11 protein-coding genes are annotated in these 12729 nt (G+C 66.0%); 9 read left to right on the top strand and 2 right to left on the bottom strand.

The features are described from left to right. Positions 1 to 440 precede the first annotated feature (440 nt). Both H7X47_RS25210 and H7X47_RS25205 read left to right on the top strand, forming a co-directional pair. Complete coding sequence (locus H7X47_RS25210) at positions 441 to 1724, top strand: TolC family outer membrane protein (protein ID WP_193371554.1); 1284 nt, start codon at positions 441 to 443, stop codon at positions 1722 to 1724. 300 nt (positions 1725 to 2024) lie between these two features. Next, positions 2025 to 2429 (top strand): hypothetical protein, encoded by a 405-nt coding sequence (locus H7X47_RS25205; RefSeq protein ID WP_193371553.1) that lies wholly within the window; start codon positions 2025 to 2027, stop codon positions 2427 to 2429. Positions 2430 to 2495: 66 nt separating this feature from the next. Here the strand turns inward: H7X47_RS25205 and H7X47_RS25200 are convergent, their stop codons facing one another. Beyond that, positions 2496 to 3158 carry a ribbon-helix-helix domain-containing protein gene (locus tag H7X47_RS25200; protein WP_193371552.1) on the bottom strand — a complete coding sequence of 221 codons (663 nt, stop codon included), beginning with the start codon at positions 3156 to 3158 and terminating at the stop codon, positions 2496 to 2498. Between the two features lie 103 nt (positions 3159 to 3261). Further along, positions 3262 to 3606, bottom strand: coding sequence for a hypothetical protein (locus H7X47_RS25195; protein ID WP_193371551.1), 345 nt, complete (start codon positions 3604 to 3606; stop codon positions 3262 to 3264). Positions 3607 to 3805: 199 nt separating this feature from the next. Here H7X47_RS25195 and H7X47_RS25190 point away from each other — a divergent pair, with 199 nt between their 5' ends. From H7X47_RS25190 to H7X47_RS25160, 7 genes are all read left to right on the top strand, one after another. Further along, on the top strand, positions 3806 to 5413 hold the full coding sequence (locus tag H7X47_RS25190) for a carboxyl transferase domain-containing protein (RefSeq protein ID WP_193371550.1): 1608 nt from the start codon (positions 3806 to 3808) through the stop codon (positions 5411 to 5413). A gap of 3 nt (positions 5414 to 5416) precedes the next feature. Further along, on the top strand, positions 5417 to 6208 hold the full coding sequence (locus H7X47_RS25185; RefSeq protein WP_193371549.1) for an enoyl-CoA hydratase/isomerase family protein: 792 nt from the start codon (positions 5417 to 5419) through the stop codon (positions 6206 to 6208). Between the two features lie 6 nt (positions 6209 to 6214). Beyond that, positions 6215 to 7147, top strand: coding sequence for a potassium channel family protein (locus H7X47_RS25180; RefSeq protein WP_193371548.1), 933 nt, complete (start codon positions 6215 to 6217; stop codon positions 7145 to 7147). A 12-nt stretch (positions 7148 to 7159) separates the two neighbouring features. Next, positions 7160 to 8887 carry a monovalent cation:proton antiporter-2 (CPA2) family protein gene (locus H7X47_RS25175; RefSeq protein ID WP_193371547.1) on the top strand — a complete coding sequence of 576 codons (1728 nt, stop codon included), beginning with the start codon at positions 7160 to 7162 and terminating at the stop codon, positions 8885 to 8887. Positions 8888 to 8897: 10 nt separating this feature from the next. Next, positions 8898 to 10892, top strand: a complete 1995-nt coding sequence (locus H7X47_RS25170; protein ID WP_193371546.1) for an acetyl/propionyl/methylcrotonyl-CoA carboxylase subunit alpha — start codon at positions 8898 to 8900, stop codon at positions 10890 to 10892. Positions 10893 to 10992: 100 nt separating this feature from the next. Next, positions 10993 to 11898: a hydroxymethylglutaryl-CoA lyase gene (locus H7X47_RS25165; RefSeq protein WP_193371545.1), complete on the top strand. Its 906-nt coding sequence runs from the start codon at positions 10993 to 10995 to the stop codon at positions 11896 to 11898. Between the two features lie 39 nt (positions 11899 to 11937). Beyond that, positions 11938 to 12357, top strand: coding sequence for a DUF1489 family protein (locus H7X47_RS25160; protein WP_193371544.1), 420 nt, complete (start codon positions 11938 to 11940; stop codon positions 12355 to 12357). Positions 12358 to 12729: the final 372 nt, after the last annotated feature.

Here is a 12729-nt window from a genome sequence, read left to right as displayed (position 1 = left end):
TAGGCAGGCGGGGCGTGCGACGGTTTCTCCATCTGGCGCGTTTCAGGATGGGCTGCGGCCCTCCAGGAAATAGCGAAAGTAGTTGTGATGAGTTGAATTCAACTCAGGAGTGCGCTGAACAGGTGTGACTGTGGCTAATTTGGCACAGTGTGGCATGTCAGTTAACGTTACCCCAAATTAACTCTGTTTTGCCTTCGGGGGCCGCGTTGACAGCCAAACTAGAAACGGGTTACAAGTCGCGCATATTTCTAGATTTGTTTGCCTTATCGTCCGGTCATTAGGGACGCTACAGGTCCGACACGGGGGAGGGGTATTGGATGCAAGGTTTTATGTCGGGGGAAGCTAGCATGCGCTGGTCTCGCAGGACGAGTTTGAACAACTTTAAGGCGGCCCTTCTGGGTGGCGCCTTGGTATTTCCACTGGCGGTGTCGGCTAATGCGATGACGCTGCAAGAGGCGGTCCAACAGGCGATCGCCACCAACCCGGACATCGGTATCGTGGCCAGCAACCGTGAAGCGGTTGACCAGGAACTGCGTCAGGCTCGCGGCCTCTATCTGCCGCAGATCGACGTGGCGGCCGGTATCGGTATCGAGAACTTCAATGACTCGACGTCTCGCGCCAACAACAACGGCGGCACCGAGACGACCAACCGCCGCGAGTCTTCGATCACGCTGCAGCAGCGGCTGTTCGACGGCTTCGAGGCCGGCGCGACGGTCGAACGCGAAATGGCGCGCGTTGAATCGGCGGCCAACCGGGTTCTCGAGAACTCCGAAGTTCTGGCGCTCGATGCCATCGGCGCCTACGTCGAAGTTCTGCGTCAGCGCGACCTGGTTCGCCTGGCCGAAGACAACGTGGCCTACCACCAGCAGGTCCTGGATGCGCAGCGTGCGCGTCTGCAGGGCGGCGGCGGCAGCCAGGCTGACGTCGACCAGACCGAAGCCCGCTACTCGCGCGCCAAGAACACGCTGGTCACCACCTTGCAGGACTTGAGGGTCGCTGAGGCGGTCTACACCCGCATCGTCGGCTCCTTCCCGGGCAACGACCTGAGCTATCCGGAGTTCCCGGCGGCCTCGCTGCCGGCGGATCTGGATGAGGCCGTGCAGCTTGCGGTCCGCAACAATCCGACCACCAAGATCTTCGAGGCCGACGTCCGCACGGCGGAAGCCGAGATCGAACTGGCGGAGGTGCCGCTCTATCCGGCGGTCACCCTGGAAGCCCAGTCCGAATACAACGACGGCACCTCGGCGCTCGACACCTACGAGTTCAACAATCAGCTCATGGTGCGGGTGCGGTGGAACATCTTCCGTGGCGGCATCGACCGCGCGGCCCGTCAGGAAGCACTCTTCCGTTTGACGGAGAGCAAGAACCGGCGGTATCGCTCCGTGCTGGAATCGCAGCAGGAGATGCGCCGTTCCTGGTTCGAGCTTGAGGCGGCCCGCGACAGCATCGAGGCCCTGGAAGACGCCCGTGACTTCAACCGGTCGACCCTGGGTGCCTACGAGCAGCAGTTCGAGGTGGCGCAGCGGACCCTGCTGGACGTCCTCGACGCGGAGAACGAGCTCTTCACTTCGGAAGGCCAGCTCATCACCGCGCAGACCAACGAGCAGCTTGCCTCGTACCGTATTCTCGGGGTCGGCGGCGTGCTGCTGGAGACCCTGGGTGTCAGCGCACCGGAGCAGGCGGTCGTCGAGCACAAGTCCTGGATCGACGGCCTGGCCGACTAAGATCTAAGGGGCCGCCCCGGCGGTCCTGGAGAGTAAAGAGCGGCGCTTCCCGGAATGGGGAGCGCCGTTTTTCTTTGTCGTGGCCGGTTTTGTCTTGGGCGTGGTGGGCGCCAGGAATGGGAACCGAGTGACTGGGGCGCGAGTTAAGGTGCCTTACGGTGGAATTCGGCAGAAAAATAGGACAATGAACCTATTAATTCGGCCGCTCTCCCCCAGAATAGTTGTCCTTTGTTGAACGACGTTCTATGTTGATTCCAGGAATGAAACATTCGTGGCCATCTAGGGTGGCAGAATCTCGGCATGAACGACGATAAAGCAGCGATTGACTTGCCCCAGGCTCCGGTGAGCGCGGAAGCGCCCGCCGAGGAGGCCCTGAATCTGCATGTCGATACGGATAAGCTGCCGCTTATCATCGTCGAGCCCGGCGCCCCCTCGCCGGCGGACGACTTGGCCGCCGATTCCGTGGTACTGGAGCTGGGCGATCTCCTGCCGGATTCTTCCGGCGAGGTCGTGCTGTTCATGGGCGAGGATGTCTCGGTCAATATCATGACCCACGAGACAATCACCGGCTTCGGGATCGCCGACCCGCATGTCACAGCCTCCGGCGTCGACGTGACCGGTTTGCATTTCTACAGCTTTGAAGGCGGCCTCACCGTCTACAGCGCCAGCGATATCCTCATCATCAACGATCCCAACGCGGCCTGAACAAGGCCGTCTGGGCTGAAGACAGCCGCGGGCCGCAAGGGCGCGCGGTTCTTCGCGTGTCGTCTGTCAGTCGGACAAAGGAGGCGGCGGCGCATTGCTGCCGCTGGGGCCGACCCGGCGGGCCTGCGGCGACAGCCACATCACCGCATAGAACTCCTGGTAGGCCTGGGAGCGTAGGGCGAGGATGGTGGCCTGGGCGGCGTTGACGCGCCCGGGCGCCACGTAGAGCAGCTTGGCGTCGGCCTTGGGCTCGCGGCCGTCCACCAGGTCCTGCCAGACGTCGGTCAGGGAGCGCCGGGTGCGGACCTGGACCAGCGTCGTCAACTCGGCCCCGACCACCGCGACGTCGGCGGGGCCCAGCCACTCGCCGAAGGCGCTGTTGTAGGCGATGACCGTTCGGTAGCGCGACAGGATCAGGCCCGGATTGGGGCAGTTGGTGACCACGTCCAGCAAGCCGTGGTGTGTCGGCCCCAGGGTTTCGCGGGCCAGCGCCTGCTCACCTTCAAGCATGCAGAAGACGCGCAGGTAGGAGGAGAAGTTCGGCCCTTCGTAGTTCTCCGCCAGTTCCGCCACGAAGCGGCCGAGGCGTATGCGTTCGCGGTCGGCCAGGACCTCCAGGGTCTGCCAGTAGATCGGCTCCAGCCGCACCGAGTAGCGCTTGTTGCGATACTGGACGATCCGCGGCTTGGGCGCTTGGTTGAGCAGGCTGGGAGGCGCTGCGACTTGCATGGCGGCAGTTCTCTCGGCGCACGGGGCGAAAGAGCTACTCATACATAATTATTGGCTTTTCTGCAAGGGACCCTGCAGCGGCGGGGGAAGGTCGTCGCGCTGCTCAGGGCAGCATGATGTCCTCGTGCTCGCCGATGATGCTGCCCAGGTCGGATAGCTTGCTGCGCAGATTGTAGCGCCGGGCGAGCTTTTCCTGGGCCGGCGCCGGCAGGTCCGTCAGCATGAACACCCGCTTGTCGATCAGGACGGTGATCACGTCCTCGATAACGCGGATGAACTCAAGGTCCGAGGCTTCGAGTTCCGCCTGGATCTCCGCTTCCCCGAGGCCGTTGTTGAGATAGGACACCAACTCGGGATCGTCGAGCGCGACCTGCTCGTAGGCAGCTTCGGTCTCGCGTTCCTGGACATCAACAATGTGTCCTTGATCGTCTCTGGCCACATAGGGCATAGCTTCGCTCCTTCCTAGGGATTGGCCCTAGTGGGCCCAAGCTAGGTGTCAGTGGTTAAATTTGAGTAAGCAATTGGGCGGGGTGCGGCTTTTGAGGCTGCGCGGGTGCATTCCCCAGCTTCGCTGTGGATTTTGCTTGCTGCCTTGGCCTGCCTGTCCAAACTAGTTGCGTCCTCTCCGCTGCCGATTCGTCGAGTTCATGCCGCTGATTCTCAGCAAAGTCAGTCCCCGCGACCCGGAGTTTGCCGAGAACCGGCAGGCGAACGAGGTGCTGGTCGACGACCTGCGGGCCAAAGTCGCCAAGGTGAAGGAAGGCGGCGGCCCGGCGGCGCGCGACCGCCACCTCGGGCGCGGCAAGCTGCTGCCGCGCGAAAGGATCCGCCGCCTGCTCGACAGCGGCTCCCCCTTCCTGGAACTGTCCCAGTTGGCGGCCGACGGCCTCTACGGCGGCGAGGTGCCCTCGGCGGGCCTGATTACCGGCATCGGGCGGGTCTCCGGGCGGGAGTGCGTCATCGTCGTCAACGATGCGACCGTCAAGGGCGGGACCTACTATCCCATCACGGTGAAGAAGCATCTGCGTGCCCAGGAGATCGCCGAGCAGAATCATCTGCCCTGCATCTACCTGGTGGACTCCGGCGGCGCCAATCTGCCCAACCAGGACGAGGTCTTTCCCGACCGCGATCACTTCGGGCGCATCTTTTTCAACCAGGCCAACCTCTCCGCCAAGGGCATTCCGCAGATCGCCGCGGTGATGGGATCTTGCACCGCCGGCGGCGCCTACGTGCCGGCCATGGCCGACGAAAGCATCATCGTCAAGGAGCAGGGCACCATCTTCCTGGGCGGCCCGCCGCTGGTGAAGGCGGCGACCGGCGAGGTGGTCAGTGCCGAGGATCTTGGCGGTGCCGAGGTCCACACCCGCACGTCCGGCGTGGCCGACCACTATGCCGAGAACGACACCCACGCCCTGGCCATCGCCCGGCGCATCGTCGCCAACCTCAACTACCGCAAGCCGGCCGCTCTGGACGCCGCCGTGCCCGCCGAGCCGCATTACGATCCGGCGGAGCTTTATGGCCTGGTGCCGCGCGACCTGCGCAAACCCTATGACGTGCGCGAGGTGATCGCGCGTCTGGTCGACGGCAGCGAGATGGACGAGTTCAAGGCGCTCTACGGACAAACCCTGGTCTGCGGCTTTGCGCGGATCTGGGGCTACCCGGTCGGCATCCTCGCCAACAACGGCATCCTCTTCTCGGAATCCGCGCTGAAGGGCGCGCATTTCATCGAGCTTTGCGCCCAGCGCGGCATTCCCCTGGTCTTCCTGCAGAACATCACGGGCTTCATGGTCGGGCGCAAGTACGAGGCCGGCGGCATCGCAAAAGACGGCGCCAAGTTGGTCACCGCGGTGGCCTGCGCCAAGGTCCCGAAGTTCACGGTGATCCTGGGCGGCAGCTTCGGCGCCGGCAACTACGGCATGTGCGGGCGCGCCTACAGCCCGCGCTTCCTGTGGATGTGGCCCAACGCGCGCATCTCCGTTATGGGGGGCGAGCAGGCGGCCAACGTGCTGGCGACCGTCCGCCGCGACAGCCTGGCGGCCAAGGGCGAGGACTGGCCCGAAGAGGAAGAAGAGAGCTTCAAGGCGCCGATCCGCGCCCAGTACGAAGCGCAGGGGCATCCTTACTATGCGACGGCGCGGCTGTGGGACGATGGTATCATCGACCCACTGGATACGCGTATGACCCTCGGCCTGGGAATCTCGGCGGCCCTGAACGCGCCCCTGGAGCCGACCCGATTTGGCATTTTCCGGATGTAGCGTATGACCTATCCGTTGTTCGTGCAGGAGATCGACAAGCGCGGCGTCGCCCGGATCACCTTGACCCGCGCCGAGGTGCATAACGCCTTCAACGAGGTGTTGATCGCCGAACTGACCGCAGCCCTGGACGGCGTCGGCCAGGACCCGCGGGTGCGCATGCTGGTGCTGGCCGCCCAGGGGCGCAGCTTCTCCGCCGGCGCGGACCTCAACTGGATGAAGGCCATGGCCGGCTATTCGCGGGCCGAGAACCTGGAAGACGCGCGGCGGCTGGCCCGCCTGCTGCGGACCCTGAACGAGTTGCCGAAGCCGACGATCGCCCTGGTGCAGGGACCGGCCTACGGCGGCGGTGTCGGGCTGGTCGCCTGCTGCGATGTGGCGATCGCGGTGGAAGAGGCGAAGTTCTGTCTTTCGGAAGTCAAGCTGGGCCTCATTCCGGCGGTCATCAGCCCCTATGTCGTGGCGAAGCTCGGCGAGAGCGCGGCGCGGCGCTATTTCCTCACCGCGGAGACTTTCTCCGCCTGGGAGGCCGAGCGACTGGGACTGGTCCACGAAGTGGTCGACCGCAACGGGCTGGAGGCGAAGGGGCGGCAGGTGATCGACGCCCTGTTGAGCGGCGGACCGGCAGCACAGTTGGCCGCAAAGGATCTGATTTTCGCGGTTTCAGGCAAGAGGGTTGACGAAGCCTTGATCGAGGAGACCGCCACGCGCATCGCCGACCTGCGCGCTTCGGACGAAGGCCGTGAAGGCGTCGCCGCCTTCCTGGAAAAGCGTCGGCCGGACTGGCAGGGAGACTGATCCGCTATGGCGAGGCCCGACCGCTACTGGCTGCGCGGCCTCACGCTGACCTTGGGGCTCTATGTCCTGGTGTCGGTGGCGGTCACCGATACCTTCGGGCTCTTCTTCATTGTGATGCTGGCGGCTCTGGGGTTGAGCGTGACCCTGTTCTACTGGCTCTTCCCGGGCAGCCACTTCACCACCATCGCGCTGGCGAACTTTCTGTCGATCTATGCCTGCCTCTTCACCTTCTTCGTGGAATCCAACTTCGAGACGGCGAGCGACTGGGCGATTCGAATTTCCTTCGTATTGCCCATCGCGGCTTTCATTGCCGGTGTATCCCTGCGGCGCGAAGAGATAAACAACCTGGTGCGGCACGAAGCCGAAAGCCGGGTTCACTACGCGCCACGGCTTTTCCTCTGGCTGCTGCCTGTCTTCGCCGTGGGTCTGGCGACCTTCATTCTACCGCACAAGGACTATCGCCCGGAGACCATCAGCGCTTTCCTGCTTCTGAGCATGGGCCTCATCGCCGTGGTGGTGTTTGTCGTCAGCCGCGATGTGACCGCCTTCCTGCTGGAGACCGGATTGCTCTTCGAGGAGTTCTTCGACCAGGCTTATGCCCTGCTGGCGCCGACGCTGGCCTTCTTTACCTACTATTCCTTCGTGGTCGTGGTCTTCGGATGCATCTACCGGATCATTGACCGGGTGATTCCCGGGGCCCATTTCACGGTCTTGGGCGTTGATCGGGAAATAACCTTCCTGGAATCCCTCTATTTCTCGATCATCACCCTCAGTACCGTCGGCTACGGTGATCTGGTGCCGGCCAGCTTTCTGGTGCGGGCAATCGCCTCGCTACAGATCGTGATCGGTGTGTGGCTGATCATCTTCGGATTCTCAGAGGTCTTGCGCTACGCCCGCGAACGCGACTGGCGCGAACAGCGCCGGCATGGCCGCCACTAGGACGGCGCGGCGATGCACGGACCGGCAAACCTAGGAGAAGTCCTCGTATTTCTTATCGCGGCCGTCTGCATCGTGCCGCTGTTTCGCTGGTTCAAGTCCAGCTCGGTGCTGGGCTACCTGGCGGCCGGGGTGCTGGTGGGCCCGCATGCGCTGGGCCTGATCGAGGATCCCGACAGCGTTCTGTTGCTGGCCGACCTGGGCGTGATCTTCCTGCTCTTTACCATCGGTCTGGAGCTCTCCGTCGAGCGCCTGAAGCTGATGCGGCGCTACGTCTTTGGGCTGGGGGCGCTGCAGGTCGCGGTGACCGCCGTTCTGATCGGCGGGGTGGTTGTGAGCCTTGGCCAGCCGGTGGAGGTGGCGCTGGTCGTCGGCGGCGGCCTGGCACTGTCATCCACCGCTTTTGTAATCCAGATGCTAGTGGAGCGGGGCGAGATGATCACCCGCTACGGACGCGTTTCCTTCTCGGTGCTGCTGTTCCAGGATCTCGCCATCGTGCCGCTGTTGGCGCTCTTGCCGCTGCTGGGGGCGCCGGAGTCCTCGCTGATCGGCGCGGTGGCCATCGCCGCGGTGAAGGCGGTGGTTGTGGTGGCCGCGGCGGTCCTCATCGGCCGGCGCGTGTTGCGCCCGCTCTATCGCATCATTGCCGCGGCGCGGCTCCAGGAACTCTTCGTGGCGGTCACCCTGCTGGTGGTGCTGGGCGCCGGCTGGTTGATGTCCCAGGCCGATATCTCCATGGCGCTGGGGGCTTTTCTCGCCGGTCTGTTGCTCTCTGAGACGGAGTACCGCCATCAGGTCGAGGCCGACATCAGGCCCTTCAAGGGGCTGCTGCTGGGCCTGTTCTTCATGGCCATCGGCATGGTGATCGACCTGCCGCTGGTGGCGCGGGAAACGCTGGTACTGCTGGCCGCGCTGCTGGCGCTGCTGCTCGCCAAGAGCCTGCTCATTTCCGGCCTGTGCCTGCTGTTCCGCCTGCCCGGCGACGTGGCGCTCCGGGTCGGGCCACTGTTGTCACAGGGCGGGGAGTTCGGCTTCGTGCTGATCGGCGGCGCCATGTTGAGTGGCGTCCTGGACGCGGAATTGGGACAGCTCCTGCTGGCCCTGATCGCCCTCTCCATGGCCGCGACGCCGGCGATGGATTGGCTCGGCGGCCGGCTGTCACGCCTCGCGGCGCCGAAGCCGACTCACCGGGTCGAGGCCCTGCAGGACGAGGCAGGGGAGATCGAAGAGCATGTCATCATTGCGGGCTTCGGGCGGGTCGGCCAGACGGTGGCCCGTGTGCTCGCGGCCTGCGGCGTTCCCTACATCGCCCTCGACCTGGACCACGCCCGCGTTGCGCGCGGCCGCGCCGACGGCCTGCCGCTCTACTATGGCGATGCCAGCCGCGTCGACGTGCTGGAGGCCGCCGGGATCGACCGCGCCAAGGCCGCGGTCATCACCATCGACCGCGCCGGCGAGGCCAGCCAGGCGGTGGCGGCGCTGCGCCAGCACGCGCCGGAGCTGCCGATTTTCGTGCGCTCCCACGACATGAGCCACGCCCACCAGCTGGAGCGCGACGGGGCGACGGCCGTGGTGCCGGAGACCGTCGAGGCGAGCCTGCAGATCGGCGGAATTCTCTTGTCCGCGGTCGGGGTCAGTACCGATGATATCACCCGCGTCATGAACGAGTTCCGCGAGGACAACTACGCCCGCCTGGAGGCCCTGAGCGAAACCGCACCCGGCGCCGGCGAGAAGAAGCAGTAGGGGGAAGGTCTTGTTCGATACGGTCTTGATCGCCAACAGGGGAGAGATCGCCCGCCGTGTGATCCGCACGGCAAGGCGTCTCGGCCTGCGCTGCGTGGCGGTCTATTCGGAGGCCGACAGCGCCGCAGCCCACGTGGCCGAAGCCGATGTGGCTTTCTGCATCGGGCCGGCACCGGCCGCCGAAAGTTATCTCCGCGCCGAGGCGATTCTCGAGGCCGCGCGGGCCGCCGGGGCGACGGCCATCCATCCCGGCTACGGTTTCCTCTCCGAGAACGCGGCCTTCGCCGAGGCCTGTGCGGCCGCCGGCATCGCCTTCGTCGGCCCGCCGGCCGCGGCGATCCGGGCCATGGGCTCCAAGAGCGAGGCCAAGGCGCTGATGCAGGCGGCGGGAGTGCCGCTGGTGCCCGGCTATCACGGCGATGCCCAGGAGCCCGAGGCGCTGGCCGCGGAGGCCAATAAGGTCGGCTACCCTCTGATGATCAAGGCCTCTGCCGGGGGCGGCGGCAAGGGTATGCGCGTGGTCCAGCAGGCCGGCGACTTCGTCGAGGCGCTGCAGGCCGCCCGGCGCGAAGCCATGGCCTCCTTCGGTGACGATCACGTGCTGCTGGAACGCTACCTGGCCTCACCGCGCCACATCGAGCTGCAGATCTTCCGCGACGACCACGGCAACGCGGTGCACCTCTTCGAGCGCGACTGCTCCTCGCAGCGCCGCCACCAGAAGGTGGTGGAGGAAGCGCCGGCGCCGGGCCTCGGCGAAGCCCTGCGCCAGGCCATGGGTGAAGCGGCCCTGAAGGCGGCGGAGGCGATCGACTACCGGGGCGCCGGCACCGTCGAGTTCCTGGTCGACGGCGAAGACTTCTATTTCATGGAGATGAACACACGCCTCCAGGTCGAGCATCCGGTCACCGAAATGATCACCGGCTACGACCTGGTGGAGTGGCAGCTGCGCGTCGCCGCGGGCGAGGCCCTGCCGGCGGGGCAGGCGGACATTACCGCGAGCGGCCATGCCATCGAAACGCGGCTCTATGCCGAGGACCCGGCCAGCGGCTTCCTGCCGTCGACCGGGGAACTGCTGCACTTGGCCTTCCCCGAGGGGGAGGAGGGCATTCGCATCGACAGCGGCGTGCGCGCCGGCGACAAGGTGACGGTGCACTACGACCCCATGATCGCCAAAGTCATCGCCTGGGGTGAGGACCGGGCGGTGGCGCTGCGTCGCCTGCAGCGCGCCCTGGCGCGGACAGAAGTGGCCGGCGTCGTCACCAACGTCGACTTCCTGCAGGCCATTCTCGGCCACACCCGCTTCGCCGCGGGGGTGGTCGACACTGCCTTCATCGACCAGCAGCGCGAGGCCTTGGTGCCGGCCGACACCGTCTTGCCGGAGAGCGCGCTGGCGGCGGCGGCTCTGGCCGAGATGACCTGGCGCGGCCGCGCCGCCCGCGCCGCGGCAGCCGATTCCGGCGATCCTCATTCGCCCTGGCAGCTCACCAACGGCTGGCGGCTCAATTCCGAGACCCACCGCGACTTCACCTTCCATTACGGCGAGCAGAGCCTGGAAGTGCGCGTCGTCTTCGGCTGGGAGGGGCTGCGCCTCGGCCTGCCCGGCGGCGAGGTCTCGGCGGCGGTCGTCGAGACCGGGGACGGCGCCCTGGCCCTGCGCCTGGGCGACGGCAGTTTCACCGCGCGGGTGCTGCGCCGCGGCCTGCAGCGCTGGGTGCTCCTGGAGGGGCAAAGCTTCGTGCTGACGCTGCATGACGATATGTACGGCCTGGGCGGGGAAGCCGGGGCCAGTGGCCGCGTGGTGGCACCCATGCCGGGCAAGGTGACGGCGGTGCTGGTGAAGGCCGGCGACAGCGTCAGCGAGGGCGCGCCGCTGCTGCGCCTGGAGGCGATGAAGATGGAGCACACCCTGACCGCGCCCCACGACGGCCCGGTCGAGATGCTGAACTGTGCTGCCGGCGACCTGGTCGAGGAAGGCGTCGAACTGGCGGTGGTGGGAAAGATCTGAGGCGCGCCTCCGGGGCCGCCGCTCTTGAGGCGGGACGGTCCAGACCTTAGCCTGGGGCTGGATTATTCGAAACGATTGGGAGAAGGGGCGCGCGGGCACAATGGCGCTGCCGAAATCTGTCGAACTGGTGGAAGTGGGGCCGCGCGACGGCCTGCAGAACGAGCCGCAGAGCCTGCCGGCGACGGTGAAGGTCGAGCTCATCGAGCGGCTCGCCGAGGCCGGCTGCAAGGTGATCGAGGCCGGCGCCTTCGTCTCGCCGAAGTGGGTGCCGCAGATGGCCGACACCGCCGAGGTGCTGGCCGCGCTGAAGCGCAGGCCCGGCGTGCGCTATCCGGTGCTGGTGCCCAACCTGAAGGGCCTGGAACGGGCGCTGGCGGCCGGCGTGGAGGAGATCGCCGTCTTCGGTGCGGCTTCTGAGACCTTCACCCAGCGCAACATCAACTGCTCCATCGCCGAGAGTCTGGAGCGTTTCCGGCCGGTCTGCGCCGAGGCCACGGCGGCGGGCCTGCGCCTGCGCGGCTACGTCTCCTGCGTGCTCGGCTGCCCCTATGAGGGCGAGGTGCCCCTGGCCCGGGTGGCGGAGCTGGCCGCGGCGCTGGACGCCATGGGCTGCGCCGAGATCTCGCTGGGCGACACCATCGGCGTCGGCACGCCGCTGAAGGCCCGCGCCATGGTCGAGGCGGTGGCCGCCGCGGTGCCCCTGGAGCGTCTGGCGGTACACTTCCACGATACCTACGGCCAGGCCCTGGCCAACATCCTGGCCTGCCTGGAGGCGGGGGTGGCGACGGTGGACACTGCCGTCGCCGGGCTGGGGGGCTGCCCCTACGCCAAGGGCGCCTCGGGCAACGTGGCGAGCGAGGACGTGGTCTACCTGTTGAACGGGCTGGGCATCGAGACCGGCATCGACCTGGACCGCCTGGCGGCGGCCGGGGCCTTCATCTGCCGGGCGCTGGACCGGCCGCCGTCTTCCAAGGTGGCTCTTGCCCTGGCCGGGCGCGCGGCGTAGGTCTCGTCGCGAAACGATAGCGTACAGAAGAGGGAGGTCATGGCGCTGCATCTGCGCAAGCTTTGTGTCGGGGTTGAGAGCGTCGAGCAACTGGAGCAGTTCCAGGCGCGGCGCCTGAAGCGGGGCGAGACGCTGCGCCACGACACCCGTATGATGCCCAAGCGCAGCGACGAGATCCTGGACGGCGGCTCGCTCTACTGGGTCATCAAGGGCATGATCCTGGTGCGCCAGCCGATTTCCGACATTACCCCGGAGGTTGACGCGGAGGGGCGCGGCTTTGCCCGTTTGCACCTGGCCCCGGAACTGGTCCGGGTGGTGCCCAGGGGCCACCGGCCGTTCCAGGGCTGGCGCTATCTGGAGGCCGCCGACGCCCCCGCAGACCTGGATCAAAGCGGTGCCGAGGGAGAGGGTTTGCCCGCGGAAATGCAGGCCGAATTGAGGTCTCTGGGGATACTTTGAAAGTAAAGCCGAAAAAGGGCGAAAAATTTTGTGCGCTGCATGATTTTCGGTGTTTACAGTCCCGCGGGGACCGCCTATATACCCCTCGCTGTCGCCGGAACCGGGGGCTCCAAACCTCGGCCAAGCGGCGGCTCTCCAAGAGCCGGTTTTCCACAGCTTAAGGCGTTGAAAGCTCGGTTCCTAATCAGTATAGTGCTTGCCCTGATTTCTGCTTCTTCATGAGTGGTGAGGCGGGCAAAAATGCTCGGCGGATCGCCTGTGCGCGGTTCCAGCACGAGCCGGCTGTTTGACATTGTAGATTTGGAAGGGATACGCGGGCGGCGGATTGTGTCGTTTGGCATGATCCGGAGGTTCTCGGTATAGGCACTGGGG

The sequence above is a fragment of the Pelagibius marinus genome (genome assembly GCF_014925385.1).
GTDB lineage: Bacteria > Pseudomonadota > Alphaproteobacteria > Kiloniellales > Kiloniellaceae > Pelagibius > Pelagibius marinus.
Note: the sequence above shows the minus strand (reverse complement) of the source record. Positions and strands in the feature narration are given on the sequence as shown.